Annotated in this window: 18 protein-coding genes; 7 read left to right on the forward strand and 11 right to left on the reverse strand. The window is 64.5% G+C overall.

Translation table 11 applies throughout. The annotated features are described in order from the left end of the window. Positions 1 to 97 precede the first annotated feature (97 nt). The 6 genes from rseP to pyrH form a co-directional block, all read right to left on the reverse strand. The gene (gene rseP, locus DEA8626_RS07395) at positions 98 to 1,435 is read right to left on the reverse strand and encodes an RIP metalloprotease RseP (RefSeq protein WP_108852364.1); all 1,338 of its coding nucleotides are present in this window, start codon (positions 1,433 to 1,435) and stop codon (positions 98 to 100) included. 3 nt (positions 1,436 to 1,438) lie between these two features. Continuing rightward, positions 1,439 to 2,620, reverse strand: a complete 1,182-nt coding sequence (gene dxr / locus DEA8626_RS07400) for a 1-deoxy-D-xylulose-5-phosphate reductoisomerase (protein WP_108852365.1) — start codon at positions 2,618 to 2,620, stop codon at positions 1,439 to 1,441. A 4-nt stretch (positions 2,621 to 2,624) separates the two neighbouring features. Next, positions 2,625 to 3,422 carry a phosphatidate cytidylyltransferase gene (locus DEA8626_RS07405; protein WP_108852366.1) on the reverse strand — a complete coding sequence of 266 codons (798 nt, stop codon included), beginning with the start codon at positions 3,420 to 3,422 and terminating at the stop codon, positions 2,625 to 2,627. Continuing rightward, positions 3,419 to 4,147: a polyprenyl diphosphate synthase gene (gene uppS / locus DEA8626_RS07410; protein WP_108852367.1), complete on the reverse strand. Its 729-nt coding sequence runs from the start codon at positions 4,145 to 4,147 to the stop codon at positions 3,419 to 3,421. Before uppS ends, DEA8626_RS07405 begins: the two co-directional genes overlap by 4 nt. A gap of 32 nt (positions 4,148 to 4,179) precedes the next feature. Beyond that, positions 4,180 to 4,743, reverse strand: coding sequence for a ribosome recycling factor (gene frr, locus DEA8626_RS07415; RefSeq protein WP_108852368.1), 564 nt, complete (start codon positions 4,741 to 4,743; stop codon positions 4,180 to 4,182). A gap of 77 nt (positions 4,744 to 4,820) precedes the next feature. Then, positions 4,821 to 5,552: a UMP kinase gene (gene pyrH / locus DEA8626_RS07420; RefSeq protein ID WP_108852369.1), complete on the reverse strand. Its 732-nt coding sequence runs from the start codon at positions 5,550 to 5,552 to the stop codon at positions 4,821 to 4,823. Between the two features lie 181 nt (positions 5,553 to 5,733). Here pyrH and miaA point away from each other — a divergent pair, with 181 nt between their 5' ends. The 6 genes from miaA to DEA8626_RS07450 all read left to right on the forward strand — a co-directional run bounded on the left by miaA (position 5,734) and on the right by DEA8626_RS07450 (position 14,102). Next, positions 5,734 to 6,567 carry a tRNA (adenosine(37)-N6)-dimethylallyltransferase MiaA gene (miaA, locus tag DEA8626_RS07425; protein WP_438502434.1) on the forward strand — a complete coding sequence of 278 codons (834 nt, stop codon included), beginning with the start codon at positions 5,734 to 5,736 and terminating at the stop codon, positions 6,565 to 6,567. 136 nt (positions 6,568 to 6,703) lie between these two features. Next, positions 6,704 to 7,582, forward strand: a complete 879-nt coding sequence (locus tag DEA8626_RS07430) for an AraC family transcriptional regulator (protein WP_245890790.1) — start codon at positions 6,704 to 6,706, stop codon at positions 7,580 to 7,582. 178 nt (positions 7,583 to 7,760) lie between these two features. Beyond that, positions 7,761 to 9,413, forward strand: a complete 1,653-nt coding sequence (locus DEA8626_RS07435; protein WP_108852372.1) for an ABC transporter substrate-binding protein — start codon at positions 7,761 to 7,763, stop codon at positions 9,411 to 9,413. Between the two features lie 112 nt (positions 9,414 to 9,525). Further along, on the forward strand, positions 9,526 to 10,569 hold the full coding sequence (locus DEA8626_RS07440) for an ABC transporter permease (RefSeq protein ID WP_108852373.1): 1,044 nt from the start codon (positions 9,526 to 9,528) through the stop codon (positions 10,567 to 10,569). 12 nt (positions 10,570 to 10,581) lie between these two features. After that, positions 10,582 to 12,009, forward strand: coding sequence for an ABC transporter permease (locus DEA8626_RS07445; protein WP_108852374.1), 1,428 nt, complete (start codon positions 10,582 to 10,584; stop codon positions 12,007 to 12,009). An 8-nt stretch (positions 12,010 to 12,017) separates the two neighbouring features. Beyond that, the gene (locus DEA8626_RS07450) at positions 12,018 to 14,102 is read left to right on the forward strand and encodes a dipeptide ABC transporter ATP-binding protein (protein WP_108852375.1); all 2,085 of its coding nucleotides are present in this window, start codon (positions 12,018 to 12,020) and stop codon (positions 14,100 to 14,102) included. Positions 14,103 to 14,347: 245 nt separating this feature from the next. On the opposite strand, the gene DEA8626_RS07455 is transcribed toward DEA8626_RS07450, so the two are convergent. The 5 genes from DEA8626_RS07455 to DEA8626_RS07475 all read right to left on the reverse strand — a co-directional run bounded on the left by DEA8626_RS07455 (position 14,348) and on the right by DEA8626_RS07475 (position 20,671). Continuing rightward, complete coding sequence (locus DEA8626_RS07455; RefSeq protein WP_108853361.1) at positions 14,348 to 15,436, reverse strand: ABC transporter ATP-binding protein; 1,089 nt, start codon at positions 15,434 to 15,436, stop codon at positions 14,348 to 14,350. A 4-nt stretch (positions 15,437 to 15,440) separates the two neighbouring features. Beyond that, on the reverse strand, positions 15,441 to 17,099 hold the full coding sequence (locus DEA8626_RS07460; RefSeq protein ID WP_108852376.1) for an alpha-amylase family glycosyl hydrolase: 1,659 nt from the start codon (positions 17,097 to 17,099) through the stop codon (positions 15,441 to 15,443). Then, positions 17,096 to 18,241, reverse strand: a complete 1,146-nt coding sequence (locus DEA8626_RS07465) for a carbohydrate ABC transporter permease (protein ID WP_108852377.1) — start codon at positions 18,239 to 18,241, stop codon at positions 17,096 to 17,098. Before DEA8626_RS07465 ends, DEA8626_RS07460 begins: the two co-directional genes overlap by 4 nt. After that, positions 18,241 to 19,251 carry a carbohydrate ABC transporter permease gene (locus DEA8626_RS07470; RefSeq protein ID WP_108852378.1) on the reverse strand — a complete coding sequence of 337 codons (1,011 nt, stop codon included), beginning with the start codon at positions 19,249 to 19,251 and terminating at the stop codon, positions 18,241 to 18,243. The genes DEA8626_RS07465 and DEA8626_RS07470 overlap by 1 nt, the downstream gene beginning before the upstream one ends. 64 nt (positions 19,252 to 19,315) lie before the next feature. After that, the gene (locus DEA8626_RS07475) at positions 19,316 to 20,671 is read right to left on the reverse strand and encodes an ABC transporter substrate-binding protein (RefSeq protein ID WP_108852379.1); all 1,356 of its coding nucleotides are present in this window, start codon (positions 20,669 to 20,671) and stop codon (positions 19,316 to 19,318) included. A gap of 290 nt (positions 20,672 to 20,961) precedes the next feature. On the opposite strand from DEA8626_RS07475, the gene DEA8626_RS07480 reads away from it, so the two are divergent. Then, positions 20,962 to 21,933: a glucokinase gene (locus tag DEA8626_RS07480; RefSeq protein ID WP_108852380.1), complete on the forward strand. Its 972-nt coding sequence runs from the start codon at positions 20,962 to 20,964 to the stop codon at positions 21,931 to 21,933. Positions 21,934 to 21,935: the final 2 nt, after the last annotated feature.

Consider the following 21,935-nt stretch of genomic DNA (forward strand, 5'->3'; position numbering starts at 1 on the left):
GTACTGACGAATGGGACTATGCGATCGAAGATAGGCGGCGATTGTGGCGGTATTGGGGCATGGGCGCTACGTGCACACGCTTGCCCAGCCTTGCCACTCATGGACAGAACAGATCGTTCGTCAGCCCAAAGACCATGAGCGACAGGACGAGAGCCAGGCCCACAGCCATCGCAGTATTCATCACCCTGTCAGGCGGGGGTTTTCCGAATGCCCATTCATACGCGTGAAACACGAGGTGGCCGCCATCGAGGACGGGGATCGGGAAGAGATTAAGCAGCCCGATTGCGGTCGACAGCGCCGCGACCAGCCAGATGAATGGGGTGAGCCCCTCTTCGGCTGCCTGCCCCGTCGCCTGCGCGATCCCAACCGGCCCGTTGATGTTGCAGGTCGAGATGCGCCCTGCGACCATCGACGAGATGCCCGTAAAAGTGCCCCGGATGATGCCCCAGGTTTGCGCGACGCCGACCGTCGCCGCCTCGCCCAACCCCGGGCTGCGGGTCGCTGGCTCGAACACGAAAGTGGAACTGATGCCGATAAGGTAGCCGGTCTCAAGCCCACCATCGGCGGCCTCCACGGGTCGCTCGCGCGGGGAAAGCGTCGTCTCGAAGGTCTCGCCGTCGCGCCATACGGTGAGCGTGACGGGTGCCCCCTTCCCCTCGCGCACGACTTCCTGCAGGTCGGAGAAGCGCGGCGTGGGCTCTCCGTTCATTGCGAGGATCACGTCGCCGATCTCAAGGCCGGCATCCTGCGCGGCGCTACGCGGCTGGATGCCGAGGATCAGGGGCGGCATCAGGGTCGGGCCGGCGATCGATATCTCCCGCCCGTCGCGCATCACCCGGTAGTCCACCGTTTCCTCTGGTGGAAGCGTCTCGGCCACGTCGCCAAGCGCCGAGTAATCCGGTGTCTCCTGCCCGGCCACAGCCAGGATCCTGTCGCCGGGACGAAGGTCGTGCTGATAGGGCAACGGCTTGACCGAGGCGACCTCGGGCGTATCTGTGGCGACTCCGCTTGCGAAGAGAAGCGCACCGAAGACGATGATCGAGAGGATGAAGTTAAACAGCGGCCCCGCGAAGACCGTGGCCGCGCGGGCCCAGAGCGGTGCACCGTGCATCGTGTGGCGCCGTTCCTCGTCCGAAAGCCGCGCCATCGTGCCCTCGTCCGCGCCGGCAGACGCCGCGTTCGCGTCGCCGAGGAACTTGACGTAACCGCCGAAGGGCAGTGCCGCGACCTGCCAGCGCGTGCCGCGCCGGTCGACACGGCTCCACAGCACCGGGCCGAAACCGATCGAGAACACCTCTGCATGGATGCCCGACCAGCGGCCGACGATGTAGTGTCCGTATTCATGGACCGCGACGATGATCGAAAGTGCGACGATAAAAGCGAGGACCGTGCCCCCGGTATCGGCGAGGCCAGCCAGAATTGCGGGTATTTCCACTGCTCAGATCCTGTGCGTCTCTTTCATGACCTCGTCCGCGATGCGCCGCGCGACCCGGTCGGTTTCAAGCACGATATCGAGGTTCGCGGGCGATTTGCCAAGGTCGGAGTCTGCGGAAAGCCGCGACAGAACCTCTTCGACCACACCTGACATTTCGGTAAACCGGACATGACCGGCGATGAACGCATCGAGCGCCGCTTCTTTCGCGGCGTTGAAGGCAGCGCCCGCCAGACCGCCCGTCGCCATGACCTCACGTGCGAGCCGTAGGGCGGGGTAGCGTGCGGGATCGGGCGCCGTGAAGGAAAGCTGGCCGATCTCGGCGAGGTTCAGCCGCGCGACGGGCAGGTGCGCGCGGTTGGGCCAGTTCAGCGCGTACCCGATCGCGTGGCGCATGTCGGGCGCGCCGAGATGGCCGATCATGCCGCCATCTCGGAACCCCACTAGTGCGTGGACGAGGGATTCGGGATGGACGAGAACCTCGATCTGTTCCGGGCCAACTCCGAAAAACTCCTTGGTTTCAATAACCTCAAGCGCCTTGTTAAACATGGAGGCCGAGTCGATCGTGATCCGCTGGCCCATAATCCAGTTGGGGTGGGTCGAGGCTTCGGCCACCGTTGCGCGCGAAAGCCGATCAAGCGGCCAGTCGCGGAATGCGCCGCCGGATGCGGTGATGGTGATGCGTTCGACCGCGCCGATGTCTTCGCCCGTGAGGGCTTGGAAGACAGCCGAATGCTCGCTGTCCACCGGAAGGATGCGCGCGCCGTGGCGGGCAGCCTCGGTCATTAGGAGCGGACCGGCGGTCACGAGGCTTTCCTTGTTGGCGAGCGCCAGCGTTCCGCCATGTGCCAACGCGCGGAAGCCCGGCATAAGTCCGGCTGCGCCGACGATGCCCGACATGATCCAGTCCGCCGGACGGTTGGCGGCCTCGGTCACTGCGCGCGCGCCGCCCGCCGTCTCGATCCCGGTGCCGGCGAGAGCCTCGCGCAGCGCGGGCAGACGCGATTCGTCGGCGACGACGGCCAGCTCGGCGCGAAGTGCACGGGCCTGTTCCGCCAGGCGCCTGACATTGCGTCCCGCCGTCAACGCGACCGTTCGGTAGGTATCCGGCCCGCCCTGCCGCATCAGAAGGTCGAACGTGCTTTCTCCGATGGAGCCGGTCGCGCCGAAGATCGAGACACTGCGCATGAAATCAGAACCTGACGACGGGCACATCCGTCAATTGCGCCACGAAAAGCATGAAGAGAGCGGCGCCGAGAAGCCCGTCGAATCGGTCCATCAGCCCGCCATGGCCCGGGATGAGGTTCGAGGAATCCTTCACGCCCGCGCGCCGCTTGATCGCGCTTTCGGCAATATCGCCCATCTGCGACGAGAATGCGAGCAGCGCGGAAATCCAGAGCAGATCGATGCCGGCCGTCGAGACGCCGAGGAAGATGATGCCGACCGCCGCCGCCGCGACCCAGCCCGCCGCCGTGCCCGACCAGGTTTTCTTCGGGCTGATCCGCGGCCAGAACTTCGGCCCCCCGAAGATGCGTCCCGCGAAATAGCCCGCGACGTCGGTGACGACCACGACAAGAATGAGCCACAGAAGCCAGAGCATCCCGTAGCCTTCGCGGAAGGCTACGAGCCCGTAGCTCGCGACCATGATGGCTAGCGAATAAAGCCCGTATTCGAGCTTCATGGGCCGTCGCGGCCGAACGACCCCGGCAAGAGTCGGCAGGGCAAGAAGCACGAGAAGCTTCGGATCGGCCCGCGCCGCGAGAACAAGCGTGAGCGTGAAGGCCGCGAGAAGGCCTAGGAGTAGCGCCTCGGCCGGCCGGCGCGGGTGCGTCATGGCGGCAAGTTCCCAGACCATGATGCCCGCCGCGACGATCGCGAGCGCGGCGAACCACGGACCGCCCAGCCACACCAGGAGCAAACCGCCCACCGCCATGCCGAGGCCGGACAGGACCCGCGGCGCGAGATCGCCCCATTTTCCGGGTGCGCTCATGCCTGCAGGGCGCCGCCATAACGCCTCTCACGCCCATGAAAGCGCGACAGGATCGAACCAAGCTCGGCCGGCGTGAAATCGGGCCAAAGCGTGTCGGTGAATTCGTACTCGGCATAGGCTGACTGCCAGAGCAGGTAGTTGGAGATCCGCGTCTCGCCGCTTGTCCGGATCACTAGGTCGGGGTCGGGCAGATCATGGGTGTCGAGCCGGTCGGCGAGCGCGTCCTCATCCACCTCGTCGGCTGACAGCTTGCCCGCCGCGACGTCGCGGGCGATCCGCTGCGCGGCGCGGGAAAGTTCGTCGCGGCCGCCATAGTTAATCGCTACGGTCAGGTGCAGCCGGTCATTTCCAGCCGTCCGCTCCTCGATCCCGGCCATGAGCTTCTGAAGCTTCTTGTCGAGACGTTCGCGCCCACCGATGAATCTCAGCCGTACGCCCTCGGCCGACAGCCGCTCGGCCTCGGACTGGATGTAGCGGGCGAAAATTGTCATCAGCCCGATGACTTCCTCGGTCGAGCGCTTCCAGTTCTCGGTCGAGAACGCGTAGAGCGTCAGATACCGGATGCCCAGTCCCGGCGCGGCCTCGACAATCCCGCGCACGCGTTCGGCCCCGCGTCGGTGGCCAACGAGACGCGGCCAGCCGCGCGAGGTCGCCCAGCGGCCGTTGCCGTCCATGATGATGGCGACATGTGAGGGCGCTGTGCCCGTGATGTCCTTCGCGGCCATTTGGCCCTGCCCTTTCCGCCCCGTCGAGGTCGTCAGACCTGCATGATCTCGGCCTGTTTCTCCTCAAGCGCCTTGTCCACGTCGGAAATGTGCTTGTCCGTCATGGTCTGCACTTCGTCGTGCCAGAACTTCTGGTCGTCCTCACTCATGCCTTCGCCCTTGGCCTTCTTGATCTGGTCCATGCCGTCGCGGCGCACGTTGCGGATCGCGACGCGCGCCTGTTCGGCATATTGCGCGGCAACTTTGGTCAATTCGCGGCGACGCTCCTCGTTCAGCTCGGGGATCGGCAGCATGATGATCGTGCCGTTGAGCTGCGGGTTGATCCCGAGGCCGGATTCCCGGATCGCCTTTTCCACCTTGCCGACAAGCCCCTTGTCCCAGACATTGACGGTGATCATGCGCGGTTCGGGCACGTTGATCGTGCCAACCTGGTTGATCGGCGTCGGCGCACCATAGGCATCGACCATGATCGGCTCGACCATCCCCGCGGAAGCACGGCCCGTCCGAAGGCTTGCGAATTCATGGCGGAGAGCCGTCATCGCGCCGTCCATGCGTCGGGTAATGTCGTCCAGGTCGATTTCTGTGTCGTCGGACATGGGAGGTCTTCCGTCTTGGTCGTCAATTGGATCTTGCCACGGCCCTTTAGCACGATGCCGGGCCGATGGGTAGGATTTCACGGACCCACGAGCGTATAGGTGCCGTCACCGGAAAGGATGCCGCGAAAGCCCCCCGGCTCGTCGAGCGCGAAGACGACGATCGGCAGCCGGTTATCACGCGCGAGCGCGATGGCCGAGGCGTCCATCACGCCGAGATGCTTCTGGAGCACCTCGTCATAGGTCACCTTGTCGTAGCGTTTCGCATCGTCGTGCTTCTTGGGGTCCTTGTCGTAGACGCCGTCGACCTTCGTGCCCTTGAAGATCGCCTCGCAGGCCATTTCGCTGGCCCGGAGCGTCGCCGCCGTGTCGGTCGTGAAATAGGGGTTGCCGGTGCCGGCGGCGAAGATGCAGACGCGCTTCTTCTCGAGGTGCCTGACGGCGCGGCGGCGGATATAGGGTTCGCAGACCTGGTCCATGGGGATCGCGCTGATCACCCGGGTATGGACGCCGAGTGCCTCGAGCGCCGACTGCATCGCGAGCGCGTTCATCACCGTGGCGAGCATGCCCATGTAATCGGCCGTCGTCCGCTCCATGCCCTGGGCGGAGCCCTGAAGGCCGCGGAAGATGTTGCCGCCGCCGATCACCATGCAGATCTCGACGCCGATATCGTGGACCGACTTCACCTCTTCGGCGATCCGGGCGACGGTCGGCGGGTGGAGCCCATAGCCTTGATCCCCCATCAGCGCCTCGCCGGAAATCTTCAGGAGGACGCGTTTATAGGTGACCCTGATATCCGTCGCGCCTTCCATCTGCCTGCTCCGCTTGCCGCCGCTTTTGTTCCGGCGCAAAATGGAGGAATTCGCGGGCGGGTTCAACCTCGGTCGGCGGGAAACTGGGCGAGGCTCGCGAAGCGTCGCAGAAGAACTCTGAGGAGCGGCGGACAAAATACTGAACATACTAGATGAAATTGATCCGCATCGCCCCGTTCTGATCGCTGGGCCGACGGCTTCGGGAAAGTCCGAGTTAGCGCTAGCGATCGCCGCGCGGGCGGGCGGTGTCATCGTGAACGCCGACGCGCTACAGGTCTGGTCGTGCTGGCACGTGTTGACTGCGCGTCCGAGCGCCGAGGAAGAGACACGCGCGCCGCATCTGCTCTACGGCCACATGGCTCCGGGGGCGCCTTATTCGGTCGGCCACTGGCTACGCGAAGTGGCGCCGCTTCTGGGCGCGGCGGAGCGTCCGATCATCGTGGGCGGTACCGGGCTCTATCTCAGCGCGCTGACCGAAGGTCTCGCGGATATTCCTCCCACGCCTGCCGAGATCCGGGCAGAGGCCGACGCAATAATGGCGAAGGCGGGGCCCGGGCCGATGCTGGACGCGCTCGACCGCGCGACGCGGTCGCGGATCGACACCCGTAACCCGGTGCGTGTCCAGCGCGCTTGGGAGGTTCTGCGCTCCACGGGACAAGGTCTTGCAGCCTGGCAGGACGAGACGGGCTCTGCGCTACTTCCGCGCGACAGGGCCACGACACTTCTTCTTGACGCCGACCGCGACTGGCTGGCGGATCGGATCGACCGTCGTTTCCGCCGTATGGTCGCCGAGGGAGCGCTCGACGAGGTGCGGGCGAACCTTGACCGATGGGATCCGGGCCAACTTTGGGCGCGGGCGATCGGAGCGGCCGAACTCGTGGCGCATCTTCAGGGCCAGACATCGCTGGAGGATGCGATCACCGCAGCGCAGGCAGCGAGCCGGCAATATGCCAAGCGCCAGCGCAGCTGGTTCCGCGGGCGCATGGCCAATTGGCTGCGCATCACCCCGCCCTAATCTATCGGCCACGCGGCGCGATCCCGCTGATTTGGAACATTATCCTTGGGTTTCGATTGACGCACGTCTAAACTCGCGCGCGTTTGAGCGAGATGGCACAACGCGCCGCGCGGCGGCCCGATCTTGAGGAATGCCCTTGAAACTGTTCACCGGCCCGCCGCTGTCGCAGTTCTCCGACAGGCCCGAAGAGGCGCGCGCCGAAACGGCGGATGCCGGCTTGGCCCGTCAGGTGTCTACCCGGCCAGCGCGGGTTATCCAGATAGCACGGCTAGTATCGGGCGGGCGCTGGCGCGTCGAGGCCATGCGCTCGATATCTGAGCCGCTTCTGATATGGTTCACGCGCGGTCAGGGCCGGATCACCGTCGGCGGCGTCACGCGCGGCTATGGCGCGCACAACGCCGTCTTCGTCCCCGCGGGCGTCATGCATGGCTTTGAGGTCAGCCCGCAGACCCACGGCGCGGTCGTCTTCTTTGGTCATGGCGCGCCGGTTGCGCTGCCGAAAGAGCCGCAGCATCTGCGTATCCGCGAGGTCGCCCCGCAGGTCGAGGTGTCAGGTCTGATCGACAACATACAGCGCGAGCTCGATAGCGGGCGGGCGGGATCGGACCGGGCCGCGCATCTTCACCTGGGACTGCTCGGCGTCTGGCTCGAGCGACACATCGATACGGCCCAGGACAGCCGCCGGAAGCCCGACGCGGCGCGCAAGCTCGCCACGCGCTACACTGAAGTGCTGGAACGGGAGTTCCGCAGCGGCAAGGGCGTGGCGCAATATGCCCAGACTCTCGGCGTAACGCCGACACACCTGACGCGGGTCTGCAAGCAGACCTGCGGGCGCTCCGCATCGGACATCCTGCATGACCGCGTCATCTTCGAGGCGCGGCTTTTGTTGTGCGAAACGACGATGCCAATCGCCCAGATATCCGAGACGCTCGGATTCAACTCGCCGGCCTACTTCACCCGTGCCTTCCAGCACCGCACGGGCAAGACCCCATCCGCCTTCCGGCGCCAGGGCTGAGCCGGACGCGGCCTGCGGCCCATGTCGTAAAATTCGCGTTTTCTGCCGGATTCTAACATTGACGTGACGCGGAAAAAGGGGCGCAATGCGCGCGTGAGCAATTTCGTTGCGGCGATCGGGGTCGCCTTCTGCGGTCTATTGCGCAACGACAACTAATCGCCACTCAGGGAGAAAAATAATGACGAACTACGACACGCCGGAACAAAGAAGTCATCCGGCGGCAAGGATGTATGCTGACGAATGCCTCACCGGCTCGCTCAGCCGCCGCGAATTCTTGACCCGGGCCTCCGCGCTCGGCGTCTCGAGCGCCGCCGCCTACGGCCTGCTCGGCCTGACGGCACCGAAGGCCGTCGCACAGGAAGCCCAGATGGGCGGCACGATACGTTGCCAGCTTGAGACCAAGGCGCAAAAAGATCCGCGGACCTGGGACTGGTCGGAACTTGCGAACTTTGCCCGTGGCTGGCTCGATTACCTCGTCGAATACAACGGCGACGGCAGCCTGCGCGGCATGCTGTTGGAAAGCTGGGAAGTCAACGACGACGCCACCGAATATACGCTGAAGGTCCGTCAGGGCGTGAAATGGAACAATGGCGACGACTTCACCGCCGCCGATGTGGCCAACAACATCACCCGCTGGTGTGACGCCAATGTCGAAGGCAACTCCATGGCCGCGCGCATGGGCGCCCTGGTCGACGAGGAAACCAAATCGGCCCGCGAAGGCGCAATCAGCGTGGTCGACGACCACACCGTGAAGCTGGTGCTTCCGGCGCCTGACATCACCATCATCGTCGGCATGGCGGACTATCCCGCCGCCGTGATGCATTCGTCCTACGACAATGGCGACCCGTCGGCCAACCCGATCGGCACCGGCCCCTACCTGCCGGAGACGAACGAAGTCGGCGTCAAGCAGGTTCTGGTCAAGAATGCGGATCACACCTGGTGGGGCACCGAGGTCTATGGCGGCCCCTATCTGGACCGGATCGAATATATCGATCTCGGCACCGACCCGTCGTCGTTCCTCGCCGCCGCCGAAGCGGAAGAAATCGACATGCTGCACCGCACCGACGGTGACTTCGTCGACATCTTCGACAGCATTGGCTGGACCAAGTCCGAAGCGGTGACATCGGCCACGCTCGCCGTGCGCTTCAACCAGGACGCAGACTTCTACAAGGATGTGAACGTCCGCAAGGCGCTGCAGATGGCGGTGGACAATTCCGTGGTGCTGGAGCTTGGTTATGCCAATCTCGGCAGCCCGGCCGAAAACCACCATGTCTGCCCGATCCATCCGGAATATGCCGAACTGCCGCCGCTGGTGGTCGACCCGGCCAAGGCGAAAGAGATGATCGACGCGGCCGGCCATGCCGATACCGAGTTCGAGCTGATCTCGATCGACGACGCCTGGCAGGCCAATTCCTGCGACGCGGTTGCGGCACAGATGCGGGATGCCGGCATCAACATCAAGCGGACGATCCTGCCCGGCTCCACCTTCTGGAACGACTGGGCCAAGTATCCGTTCTCGGCCACCGAGTGGAACATGCGCCCGCTTGGCGTGCAGGTCCTGGCGCTCGCCTACAAGTCGGGCGTGGCCTGGAACGAAACCGCCTATGCCAGCGCCGATTTCGACGCGCTTCTGGCTGAAGCCATGTCGATCGCCGATGCCGATGCGCGGCGCGAGGTGATGGCCAAGATCGAGAAGCTGATGCAGGACGATGGCGTCCTCATCCAGCCCTACTGGCGGAACGTCTACCGTCACTTCCGCGAGAACGTGAAAGGTGCCGAAATGCACCCGACGTTCGAGCATCACCACTACAAGTGGTCGATCGAGGCCTGATCGGTCTCATGGCGGCGCGCGGACACATTCCGCGCGCCGCTTTTTGTTGACGCGATGGCCCGTGCACTCCAACCTACCCCTGCGTTCTTTTGGGGGGGAAGGACATGAAAAAATGCTGATATTCCTGCTCCGGCGGCTGTTGACCATGGTCCTGACAGCCCTTTGCCTGACGTTTGTCGTCTTCTTTCTGACAAACCTGCCACCAAATCTCGAAAAACTCGCGAAAACCGAAGCCGGCAGCCGCATCACCGATGAAGAGGTGCAAAGCTGGCTTGACAAGAACGGTCACGGCAGCCCGCTGCTTGTGCGCTACGGCGAATGGCTGGGGGTCGTTCCCGGCTGGACGCGGGAGGAAGGCGGTGTCACGACCGGCCGCTGTATAGAACGCGGGCAGGACCCGGCGACGGCTTCCAGTTTTTGCGGCGTGCTTCAGGGGCAGTGGGGATTCTCCTCGGTCTTCAAGGACGATGTCTCCTCCATCATCGGCACAAGGCTTTCGCTGACCGGAATTCTCATGTTCTGGGTGATGGTTGTGATGGTGCCGGTCTCGCTGATCATCGGCGTTCTGGCGGGCATGCGCGAGGGATCGAAGCTCGACCGGTCGCTCTCCACTTTCTCTATCGCAACGACGGCGACACCGGAATACGTCTCCGGCGTCATCCTGATCGCGGTTTTCGCGTCCTCCATGGTCGGACTGAAATGGTTCAAGGGCACGGCATCGAGCGCGATGGACAATATCACGTTCGAAAACTTCTTCCTGCCGGTCATGACGATCGCGCTCTATGGCATCGGCTACATCGCGCGGATGACGCGCGCCTCGATGACCGAGGTCATGACCGCACAATACATTCGCACCGCGCGCCTGAAAGGCGTCTCGTTCGGCAATGTGGTTATGAAGCACGCGCTGAGGAACGCGCTGATCGCGCCCTTCACCGTGATCATGCTCCAGTTCCCCTGGCTTCTGAACGGCGTCGTCATCGTCGAGACGCTGTTTAACTACAAGGGCTTCGGCTGGACCCTCGTCCAGGCGGCCGGCAACAACGACATCCAACTCCTTCTTGGCTGCTCGGTCGTGGCGGTCTTCGTGGTTCTGGTGACGCAGCTGATCTCGGATATCGGCTACGTGTTCCTGAATCCACGCATCCGCATTTCGTAAGGGAGAGAGAAAATGGACCCCTTGACCTGGACAGGCTCGCTTTCCTTTCTGAACCCCGTCACGATCGGCGTCGCGGTCGCGTTCGCCATCGCGGCTGTGGCGCAAATCCTGCTGTCGTTCACCGCGTCAGAGCCCTCGATCATCGCAAATCCCGACGGCACGGTCGTCGCGCGCGGCGGCGCCTACGGCATCGCCGAGAAGTCGGTGCGCTGGCTGTTTCTCGCGCTGATCGTGCTCGTCGCGATTTACATCGTCGGCGGCGCCATCATGTCTTACGGCTCGGCAGGGATCGTGGGCGGGCTCGCCAAGCGCTTCCTGCCGGTTTGGGCCGCGCTGATCCTGACCTTCGCCCTGTCGATACGCTACAAGCGGCGGCTCGGCCTCTACGGCAAGCTCTTCGACTCGACGATCGGCATGATCGGCTTCGGCATGGTGATGTTCTGGGTGTTCACGGCGATATTCGCCGACCTCGTCACGACCCATGACGTGCTGAGCCAGATCAGCCGGATGAAGAACAAGATGCCGGGCACGCCCACGCCGGACGAGATGGGCTGGTACCTCTTGGGCGGCGATCATCTCGGCCGCGACGTCTTCAGCCGCGTCGTGATGGGCAGCCGGATCGTCGTGCAGATCGCGCCGCTCGCCACGATGTTCGCCTTCATGGTAGGCATTACGCTCGGCCTGCCCGCGGGCTACTACGGCGGCAGGCTCGACACCGGCCTCTCTTTCCTCGCAAACCTGATCCTAGCCTTCCCGGTGATCCTTCTTTTCTACCTGCTGGTCACACCGGAAATCGTGGAAACCGGCATGCCGCAATACATGGCGATGGTCCTGTTCCTGTTCCCGATCGTGTTCCTTCTGATCCTCGTCAACTCGCGCTTTTACGTCGTGCCGGCGCTTCGCAACAAGGTGATGCTGATCATCGCGGTCGTGGGTGGATACCTCTACCTGTCGCTTATCGGCGAGGTCGGCACCAAGGTCGCGGTCCTGCCGAATGCGCTCGACCTGATACATGTGCCGGGCAACATCCTGATCGTTTTCGTCTCGGTCGTCTTCGTGAATTCGCCCACGGTTTTCCGGATCGTGCGGGGCATCGTCCTCGACATCAAGACCCGCGACTATGTCTCGGCCGCTCAAACCCGGGGCGAACGGCCCTGGTACATCATGCTGTGGGAAATGTTGCCAAACGCGCGCGGGCCCTTGATCGTCGATTTCTGCCTCAGGATCGGCTACACGACGATCCTTCTAGGAACCCTGGGCTTCTTCGGCCTCGGCCTGTCGCCCGAAAGCCCCGACTGGGGATCGACGATCAACGCCGGACGGAAACTGATGACCGTCGCGCAGCACCCGGCAATCGTGCCGGCACTCGCGCTGATGAGCCTCGTTCTGGGGCTCAACCTGCTCGCTGACGGGCTGCGCGAAGAAAGCATGAAGGACTAGGGGGCAACATGACCAAATGGGACTATGACGGCCCGATCCTGGAGATCGAGAACCTCTCGATCAGCTTCTTCACCCGGCTGAGGGAGATACCGGCCGTGATGGACTTCTCCTGCGTCGTCCAGCCGGGCGAGGCGATGGGGTTGGTCGGAGAATCCGGCTGCGGTAAGTCGACCGTCGCCCTCGCCGTGATGCGCGATCTCGGCAAGAACGGTCGCATCGTCGGCGGCACGATCAGGTTCAAGGGCCGCGACCTCACGACCATGCCGGAGGATGAACTGCGCGACATCCGTGGCTCCGAGATTGCGATGATCTACCAAGAGCCGATGGCCTCGCTGAATCCGGCGATGAAGATCGGCCGGCAGCTCATGGAAGTGCCGATGATCCACGAAGGCGTCGGGGCTGACGAGGCCTACAGGCGCGCGCTTGAGGTGGTCAGCGACGTCCGGCTGCCCGACCCTGAGCGCATCCTGAAGTCCTATCCGCACCAGCTTTCGGGCGGCCAGCAGCAGCGCATCGTCATCGCGATGGCACTGATGTCGAAGCCCGCGCTCCTGATCCTCGACGAACCCACGACGGCGCTCGACGTGACGGTCGAGGCGGCAGTCGTTGATCTGGTCAGGGACCTCGGCCACAAATACGGCACGTCGATGCTGTTCATCTCGCACAATCTCGGGCTGGTGCTCGATGTTTGCGACAGGCTCTGCGTGATGTATTCCGGCGAGGCGGTGGAGACAGGGTCCATCACCGACGTTTTCGACAAGATGCAGCATCCCTATACGCAGGCCCTGTTTCGTTCCATCCCGCTGCCAGGGGCGGACAAGAATGCCCGCCCGCTCATCGCGATTCCGGGCAACTTTCCCCTGCCCCATGAGCGGCCGCAGGGCTGCAACTTCGGGCCGCGCTGCGACTATTTCGTTGCCGGTCGATGCGATCAGGGTGACATTCCAATGATCCCGGTTGAGGGCAACGAACGGCACGACACTCGCTGCATTCGCGTGGAAGAAATCGACTGGAACGCGCCGCCCGAGGTCGCGGAGAAAACCGAAAAGACGCCGATCGGCGATGTTGTCCTCAAGATGGATGACCTTCGCAAATACTACGAAGTCTCGCCCAACGCCTTGTTTGGCGGCGGCGACAAGAAGGTCGTAAAAGCCAACGAAACGTTGAGCTTCGAGGCGCATGAGGGCGAAACGCTTGCCATCGTCGGCGAATCCGGCTGCGGCAAGTCGACTTTCGCCAAGGTGCTCATGGGCTTGGAAACCGCGACTTCGGGGCAGATCCTGCTCCATAACCACGAAATTCAGGACACGCCGATCGAAGATCGATCGACCGAAACCATTTCAAGCGTGCAGATGGTTTTCCAGAACCCGTTTGACACGCTCAACCCGTCGATGACGGTCGGGCGGCAGATCATCCGGGCGCTGGAGATCTTCGGCGAGGGCAATTCGGACGCGGAGCGCCGCGAGCGGATGCTGGAGCTTCTCGACCTCGTGAAGCTGCCGCGCGAATTCGCGACCCGCATGCCGCGCCAGCTTTCCGGCGGCCAGAAGCAGCGCGTGGGCATCGCGCGGGCGTTCGCGGGCGGCGCGAAGATCGTCGTCGCAGACGAACCCGTCTCGGCGCTCGACGTGTCGGTCCAGGCGGCCGTCACCGACCTCTTGATGGAGATCCAGCGCAAGAACAAGACGACGCTGCTCTTTATTAGCCATGACCTCAGTATCGTGCGGTACCTGTCGGACCGGGTGATGGTGATGTATCTCGGCCATGTGGTGGAGCTTGGCACGACCGACCAGGTCTTCGCGCCGCCCTACCATCCGTATACGGAGGCGTTGCTGTCGGCGGTGCCGATCGCCGACACGCATGTCGAGAAGAAGCGCATCGTGCTCGAAGGCGACATCCCCTCGGCGATGAACCCGCCGCCCGGCTGCCCGTTCCAGACGCGGTGCCGGTGGAAGTCGAAGGTGCCGGGCAATCTCTGCGAGAAGGAGGTGCCGCCCTTCAAGACAGTCGCGGGCGGGCACCAGGTCAAGTGCCACCTGTCCGACGAACAGCTCGCGGCGATGGAGCCGGTCATCAAGATCGCAGCGGAGTGATCGCGGGCGCGCGCGCCTGACCTGGCGCGACGCGCAACGGGGCGCATCGCGTTAAGCCTCGGGAAACCTAGCGCGGGCCTAATGGCGGCATGAAGCCGATTCCCTCTTGCCCACGGGGCCAGCCCCGCCTCCGCCAGTCCGGCGCGTTCTGTGCCGCAATGGCGATGTCATCCTCCCTTCTTGCCCTGATGGCGGGCTTCACCTTCGCGGTGATCCTGATCTGGCCGGGCTGACGCGTTCAGGGCTCAGCGATAATGCAACGACATTTCGTCGAGGAAGAGGTGGATCTTGGCCGGATCGGCAGTCAATAACACTTCCTTATGCCGCAGCTGCGAATGGATACCGGGCAGTTTCGCGATGACGGCGGGCGCGCCGCCCTCGCGCGCGAAATAGAGCAGCGTCACCTCGCCAAGCGCCTCGGTGATCTCGACCCGGCCGCGATAGACCGGATCGGAACCGTTCGCGGGAATGAAATCCTCCGGCCGGATTCCCACGCGCACCTTCAGGCCCTGGTCCCCTAGCGTGGTCGGAATGGCGGCGCGCACCGTTCCGCCGGTCGATAGCCGGACGGCCGTCTCGGGCCCCGTCGCGACGATCTCGCCGTCGAGCAGGTTCATCGCGGGCGAGCCGATGAACTGCGCGACGAACTCGTTCTGCGGGCGCTCGTAAAGCTCCAGCGGCGTGCCGACCTGCGCGATCCCGCCGCCGGCGAGAACCACGATCCGGCTCGCGAGCGTCATCGCTTCGACCTGGTCGTGGGTGACGTAGATCATCGTCGAATCCGGCATCTTCTCCTTGAGCTGCGCGATCTCGATCCGGGTTGCGACGCGAAGCGCGGCGTCGAGATTCGAAAGCGGCTCGTCGAAGAGATAGACCTTCGGGTTGCGGACGATCGCCCGGCCGATCGCCACGCGCTGGCGCTGGCCGCCCGACAGCGCCTTGGGCAGCCGGTCGAGGAAGGGCGTGAGTTGAAGGATCTCTGCAGCCTTCTCGACCGCCGCGCTGATCTCCGCCTTGGGCTTCTTCGCGATGCTGAGCGCGAAGCCCATGTTGTCACGCACCGTCATGTGCGGATAGAGCGCGTAGGACTGGAAAACCATCGCGATGCCGCGCTGCGCTGGCGGCACGGCGTTCATCACGTCGCCCTCGATCTCAAGCGTTCCGCCCGAAATCGTCTCGAGCCCCGCGATCATCCTGAGAAGCGTGGACTTCCCGCAGCCCGAAGGGCCGACGAAGACGATCAGCTCGCCGCGCTCGATCTCGAGGTTGATGTTCGTCAGGACCTGCACCTCGCCATACGACTTCGAGATCCCGGTCAGCTTGAGTTCCGCCATGTCCTCAGCCCCCGCGCCGGAGCAAGGCGCATCCCCACGGCCCGAGCGCGACCGCGCCGTCGGCGTCCGGAACCGCCGCGCCAAGCTCGTCTCCGATCGATTGCCGGCCCGCGCCCGGCCCCGCGATGGTGGCCGGCCGATCCGAGAGGTTGACGGCCACGAAGATCTCCTCGTCGCCGTGCCTGCGGATGAAACGGATCACATCCCCCTCGGCCGTTATCTCATCCTGCGCCCCGCGGGCGAGCGCCGGATGCGCGTGACGTAGCGCGATCGCGCGGCGATAATGGGCGGGCAGTCCCTCCGGGTCGTCGCGCTGGACGGATGCGGACCGGGCGAGATGCTCGGGCGGCACGGGCAGCCAGGGCTTCGCGGCGCTGAAGCCACCATTCGGCGCCTCCGCCTCCCAGACCATCGGCGTCCGGCAACCGTCGCGCCCCTTGAATTCCGGCCAGAACTCCTTGCCGTAGGGGTCGTGCAAGTCCTCAAAGGCGATCTCGGCCTCCGGCAGCCCCAGCTCTTCCCCTTGGTAGAGGCAGGCCGACCCTTTTAGACACATGAGGAGCGTCGCATAAGTCTTTATGGCGTCGCCGGAAAGCCTCCAACGACTCGCGTGCCGGACGACGTCGTGGTTGGAGAAGGCCCAGCACGGCCAGGCGTCGGGCGCGGCGTCGGCGAGCCGGCCGAAGGTCTCCGCCACGCGGACAGCGGTGAGAGGGGCCTTCGACAGGAACTCGAAGGCATAGCACATCTGCATGAGGTCGTCGCCCGACGTGTACTGCGCCATGATCTCAAGACCGCGCTGCGCGTCGCCGACCTCGCCCAAGGCGGCGGCGCCGTACTCGTCCATGACGCTGCGAATTTTTCTCAGGAACTCAAGATTCTCCGGTCTGTTCTTCGAGTAAACGTGCTCCTGCCAGTTGTAGGGATTGACCAGCGGCGCAATTGAATCGTTCCTCAGCTGCGGCAGCAGCGCGGGATTGTCGCGCAACTCCTTGTCCGCGAAATAGAAGTTGATCGTGTCGAGGCGGAACCCGTCGACACCGCGATCGAGCCAGAAGCGGGCGACGTCGAGAAGCGCCTCCTGCACGTCGGTGTTTTGGAAGTTGAGGTCTGGCTGAGAAGTCAGGAAGTTGTGCAGGTAGTACTGCATGCGCCGCGGTTCCCAGTGCCAGGCGGGGCCGCCAAATATGGCGAGCCAGTTGTTCGGAGGCGTGCCGTCGGGCTTCGCGTCGGACCAGACATACCAGTCCGCGCGCGGATTGGTGCGGTCGGCGCGGCTTTTCAGGAACCAGGGATGCTGGTCCGAAGTGTGGCTGAGGACGAGGTCGATCATCACGCGCAGGCCAAGCTCGTGCGCGCGGGCGACGAGCGCGTCGAAATCGGCGAGCGTGCCGAACATCGGATCGACCTCGCGATAGTCCGAGACGTCGTAGCCGTAGTCCTTCATCGGCGAGGTGAAGAAAGGCGAGATCCAGATGGCATCCGCGCCGAGCCCGGCGACATGGTCGAGCCGCCGGGTGATCCCCGGCAGATCGCCGATCCCGTCACCATTCGAATCCTGGAAGCTGCGCGGATAGATCTGGTATATCACCGCGCCCTTCCACCAGTCGCGGTCTCCAGCCAGTTGCCTCTGTCGCGGCTTGGTCTGCGAGGCCACGGTCATCCCCCTTTCACGGACCCGGCGAGAAGACCCCGCACGAGGTATTTCTGCATCGCGAAGAACACCAGAAGCGGCACCGCGATCGAGACGAAGGCCGAGGCCGCGAGGATCTCCCAGTCGCCGCCGCGGCTCCCGAGAAGGTTCACGAGACGCCCGGTCAGCACCAACTTGTCATCGGTCGGCCCGAGGAAGACGAGTGCGACGAGCAGGTCGTTCCAGGTCCAGAGGAACTGGAAGATGGCAAAGCTCGCAAGCGCAGGGAACGACAGCGGTAGGACGATTTTGGTGAAGATCTGGAAATCCGTCGCGCCGTCGACGCGTGCCGATTCCATCACCTCGCGCGGGAGACCCGCCATGTAATTCCGAAGGAGATAAATCGCGAGCGGCAGCCCGAAGCCGGTATGGACAAGCCAGATACCGACATAGCTTTTCGGATCGATACCAAAGGTTTGCCCGACATTGTTGTAGATGGTCAAAAGCGGGATCAGCGCCATCTGCAAGGGTACGACCAGAAGACCTACGACGGCGGCGATCAGAAGCGAACGGCCGGGGAACGGCATCCAGGCCAAGGCATAGGCGGCGAAAGCGGCGATCAGGATCGGGATCACGGTTGCGGGCACCGCCACGGTCATCGAGTTCAGGAACGACCGGCCGATGCCCGCCGCCGTCAGGACGTTTCCGTAGTTCTCGAGCGTGAAGCGCGGCGACACCTCGGCGGTGTAGAAGATCCGCTGGCCGCGTTTGTCCTTGAAACTTTCTGGGCCGGAGAGCGTGTAGCTTCCATCCTCGGCGACCGTCAGCGTTGCCCCGCCCCGCAGGTCCGCGACCGCGCCGGGCTCGAAGGCCGCCGGCCCGCGGCTGGAAAAGCCGAAGGCGGAGACGTTTCCGGCCGCGCCGTCCAGGACGTTGCCGGAAAGCACGAAGCGGCCGTCGACCATTTCCTCGCCATCCCCGGCGGGCGCCCGGGCGACGAGGTTCTGTGACGCGCTCGACAATGCCGTCCACCAGCCTGAGACGGCGATCTGGTCCTTGTCGCGGAACGAGGAGACGAGCAGGCCGGCGGTCGGCAGCGTCCAGAGAAGGACGAAGACCACGACCGACAGATGCACCGCCCAGGCGAGCGGGGTTTTGGGACCGGAGGCCATCAGCGGTCCCTCATCTCGGCGCGCGCATTGCGGATGTTCCAGACCATGATCGGCACGACGAGCACCATGATGACGAGAGCGATCGTCGCGCCCCGCCCGAAATCGCCGCCGCCCCGGAACATCCAGTCGAACATCAGGTTCGCGAGCACCTGGCTGTTCCACTGGCCGTTGGTCATGGCGAGCACGATGTCGAAGACCTTCAGCACCGTGATCGTGATTGTCGTCCAGACGACCGCGATCGTGCCCCAGATCTGCGGCACCATGATCCGGAAGAAGATCTGGATGCCGCTCGCGCCGTCGATCACGGCGGCCTCGATGGTCTCCTCGGGGATGCCGCGCAGGGCGGCCGAGAGGATCACCATCGCAAAGCCGGTCTGGATCCAGACCAGGATCGCCATCAGGAAGAAGTTGTTCCAGAACGGCAGCGCGATCCAGGCTTGAGGCTCGCCGCCGAGTGCCACGACGATCGCGTTCAGCAGGCCGATCTGCTCGGAGCCTTCCGCGCGGTAATCGTAGACGAACTTCCAGATCACCGCCGCGCCCACGAAGGAAATCGCCATCGGCATGAAGATCAGCGACTTCGCGATGTTGCCCCAGGCGATGCGGTCGGTGAGCGCAGCGGCGACGAGGCCGAGGAAGGTCGAGGCGGCGGGGACGACGAGGAGCCACATGAAGTTGTTGAACATCGACTCGCGGAAGCCCGGATCGGACAGGAGCCAGCGGTAATTCGCGAGGCCGACATAGCTCTCTCCCGTCCGGTCATGGAAGCTGAGCCAGATTGAGGCGAAGACGGGGTAGACGAGATAGAGGCCAAGCGCCGTGAGCGCCGGGCCGAGGAACAGCCAGGGCCGGATCAGGTTCGCCCGGGCGACGTTGCGGGACGCCCTGCGCATGTCGGCGGCACGGGCGGGGAAGATCCGGTCGAGAAGCCAGTTCGACCCCCAGAAGTAGAGCGCCGCCCCGGCGATGCCGATCGCGATCGTGCCTAGCGCGGTCCAGAGCTGTTCCATCCCCGCCCCCTCGTGATAGCCGGGAGCGGCGCGCCGCCCCCGGGCCGCTGCAATCGCTCACTTGTTACTTGATCGCATCCCATTCGGCCTGGATCTGGGCCGCGACCGCTTCGGCGGGCTTGCCGCCGGCATAGTCGACCATGCCGGTCCAGAACGCGCCCGCGCCGATCTTGCCCGGCATCAGGTCCGACCCGTCGAAGCGGAAGGTCGTGGCGTTCAGCAAGATCTCGCCCTGCTTCTTCAAGGCGTCGTTCGCGTAGGCCTCGGCGTTCACCGCCTTGTAGGGCGTCAGGAACCCGGACCGCGCCATCCAGACCTCATGCGCGATGGGCGTCTTCAGCCACTCGATGAAGGCGCGCGCCGCTTCGCCGTCCTTGGTGATCATCGCGAGCGTCCCCGCACCGAGCACCGGTTTGCCGAGGTCCCTTTCCTCGTAGGCCGGGAAGTAGAAGAAGTCGGCGTCGAGACCAAGTTCCGTCCCTTCGGGAAAGAAGGACGGGATGAACGAGGCCTGCCGGTGCATGTAGCATTTCGGCGGCGAGGCGAAGAGACCCGCCGGGCTGTCGCGGAAGTCGGTCGTGGCGACCGCCGCCGCGCCACCGTCGACGAAGGCGTCGTTGCGGGCGAACCAGCCGAATTCCTCGATCGCGCCGACGACGGCGGGATCGGTGAAGGGAATTTCGTTCGTCACCCACTGGTCGTAAACCTCAGGAGGCTGGGTGCGGAGCATCATGTCCTCGACCCAGTCAGTCGCGGGCCAGCCCGTCGCGCCCCCTGAGCCGAGCCCGATGCACCACGGCGTCTCGCCCTCTGCGGCGATCTCTTCGGTCAGCGCCTTCAGCGCCTCCATCGTCTCGGGGACTTCGTAGCCCGCATCTTCGAAATTCTCCGGCGAGAACCAGACGAGAGACTTCACGTCGATCTTGTAGGGGAAGGCATAGAGCGCAGTTGCTCCGTCCGCCCCCGCGTAGGTGCCAAGCGCGACCCAACTGTCGCCCGCCGCGTAATTCTCGACCAGCCAGGCCTGCGTCTCGTCGCCAAGCGGCGTCAGCAGCCCCTTGGAGGCGAGATCCGCAATCAAGCCGGGCTGCGGAAGGATCGCGATGTCGGGCGGCGAACCGGCCTGCGTGTCGATGACGATCTGCTGTTCGTAGTTTTCCGACGAGGAATAGTTGATGGCGACGCCGCTTACGGCGGTGAAATAGGCGAGCATGCTTTCAACCAGAACCTGGTCCTCGCCGCGCCACGGGCCGAAGATGGTGAGCGACTGCCCGTCGAGGTTGTAGGCGGCATCGAAATCTTCGTAGCTTTGCCAGTTGAACCGGGCGTCCTCGTTGGGCGGGAATATCAGTTCCTGCGCCGAAACGCCGCCGCAAAGCACTGCGAGCGCGCCCGCGCTGGTTGTCAGATATCTTTGCATGTGATCCTCCCAACCGGAGCCACTTCGTCCGGCGATTCTGTTTTCCGCACACGGAATTTAAGGCGCTTTGAACGGGAGCTACAATGCGCAGGCGCTCTTTCATCTCAATTCTGAGCGTTGAGATGCTGATACAGTCCCCCATGGATGCGACGTCTCCATCTTCAAGCATGCAGTAGCTGATCCTTCGCGTGTCAACGGGGCCGGGGGCGGCTTCAAGAGGGCGCAGGGCTTGATGGGCGGCGGCGCGCGGCCTATCACGCACCCACCGCCCCTGCCCCGAGAGGACGCCGATGACGACGCTTCCGACCATCGTTGCCGATATCGGCGGGACGAACACGCGCGTCGCGCTGGCTTGGAACGGACAGGTGAAAAGCGAAACGATTCGCCGCTTCGGGAACGCCGAGCATCCCGACATCGGCGGTGTGCTTCGGACCTATCTGGCAGAGGCGGGAGTTTCGGGATGCGCCTCCGCCTGCGTCGCAGTCGCGGGACCCGTTGAGGCCGGCACCGCGCGGCTGACAAATCTCGACTGGACGATCACCGAGGATGAGGTCGGCGACTCCACGCGCGCGAAACGCGTCGCCGTCATCAACGACATGCAAGCCCAGGGCCATGCGCTCGCCCATCTCGCGCCCGCAAGCCTGCGCCCGGTCGTGCCGGCGCGCCAGACGAACGGCCGCAGCCGCACGGTCCGGCTCGTCGTCGGCGTCGGCACTGGCTTCAACGCGGCGCCGGTTCACGAGACACCCACCGGTATCCTCGTCGCTGCGTCCGAGTGCGGCCACGCGAGCATGCCGGTGCGCAGCGACGCGGACCTGAGCCTCATGCGGTTCGTGGAACGGACGCACGGCTTCGCCGATGTCGAGGACGTGCTGTCGGGACGTGGACTCGAAGCGGTCTTCGCGTGGCAGGCGCGCGAGGCGGGGCGTGACGGGCGGCGCGAGGCGGCGAAGATCATGGCCGCGATCACGGATGGCGGCGATGCCGTGGCCGAAGCGGCGGGGCGCACGTTCGTGCGGCTGCTTGGGACGGTCGTCGGCGATCTCGCGCTGACCTATCTGCCCTTCGCGGGCGTCTATCTCATCGGCGGCGTCGCCCGCGCCTTCACGCCGCATCTCGAGCACTTCGGCTTCGCCGAGGCGATGCACGACAAGGGCCGCTTCTCGGATTTCGCGCGCGAATTCCCGGTCTTCGTGGTCGAGGACGACTATGCCGCGCTGACCGGCTGCGCGCGGTATCTGCGGGCGACGGCAGACGCGTAGCC

It is taken from the genome of Defluviimonas aquaemixtae, assembly GCF_900302475.1.
Lineage (GTDB): Bacteria > Pseudomonadota > Alphaproteobacteria > Rhodobacterales > Rhodobacteraceae > Albidovulum > Albidovulum aquaemixtae.

What these genes read in the sequence shown, in the direction of transcription:
- DEA8626_RS07455 (WP_108853361.1), bottom strand. Translation starts at nt 15,436, where the DNA reads ATGGCGGAACTCAAGCTGACCGGGATCTCGAAGTCGTATGGCGAGGTG.
- DEA8626_RS07435 (WP_108852372.1), top strand. Translation starts at nt 7,761, where the DNA reads ATGACGAACTACGACACGCCGGAACAAAGAAGTCATCCGGCGGCAAGG.
- DEA8626_RS07465 (WP_108852377.1), bottom strand. Translation starts at nt 18,241, where the DNA reads ATGGCCTCCGGTCCCAAAACCCCGCTCGCCTGGGCGGTGCATCTGTCG.
- DEA8626_RS07445 (WP_108852374.1), top strand. Translation starts at nt 10,582, where the DNA reads ATGGACCCCTTGACCTGGACAGGCTCGCTTTCCTTTCTGAACCCCGTC.
- DEA8626_RS07460 (WP_108852376.1), bottom strand. Translation starts at nt 17,099, where the DNA reads ATGACCGTGGCCTCGCAGACCAAGCCGCGACAGAGGCAACTGGCTGGA.
- DEA8626_RS07405 (WP_108852366.1), bottom strand. Translation starts at nt 3,422, where the DNA reads ATGAGCGCACCCGGAAAATGGGGCGATCTCGCGCCGCGGGTCCTGTCC.
- pyrH (WP_108852369.1), bottom strand. Translation starts at nt 5,552, where the DNA reads ATGGAAGGCGCGACGGATATCAGGGTCACCTATAAACGCGTCCTCCTG.
- DEA8626_RS07450 (WP_108852375.1), top strand. Translation starts at nt 12,018, where the DNA reads ATGACCAAATGGGACTATGACGGCCCGATCCTGGAGATCGAGAACCTC.
- DEA8626_RS07470 (WP_108852378.1), bottom strand. Translation starts at nt 19,251, where the DNA reads ATGGAACAGCTCTGGACCGCGCTAGGCACGATCGCGATCGGCATCGCC.
- dxr (WP_108852365.1), bottom strand. Translation starts at nt 2,620, where the DNA reads ATGCGCAGTGTCTCGATCTTCGGCGCGACCGGCTCCATCGGAGAAAGC.
- uppS (WP_108852367.1), bottom strand. Translation starts at nt 4,147, where the DNA reads ATGGCCGCGAAGGACATCACGGGCACAGCGCCCTCACATGTCGCCATC.
- DEA8626_RS07480 (WP_108852380.1), top strand. Translation starts at nt 20,962, where the DNA reads ATGACGACGCTTCCGACCATCGTTGCCGATATCGGCGGGACGAACACG.
- DEA8626_RS07440 (WP_108852373.1), top strand. Translation starts at nt 9,526, where the DNA reads ATGCTGATATTCCTGCTCCGGCGGCTGTTGACCATGGTCCTGACAGCC.
- frr (WP_108852368.1), bottom strand. Translation starts at nt 4,743, where the DNA reads ATGTCCGACGACACAGAAATCGACCTGGACGACATTACCCGACGCATG.
- DEA8626_RS07475 (WP_108852379.1), bottom strand. Translation starts at nt 20,671, where the DNA reads ATGCAAAGATATCTGACAACCAGCGCGGGCGCGCTCGCAGTGCTTTGC.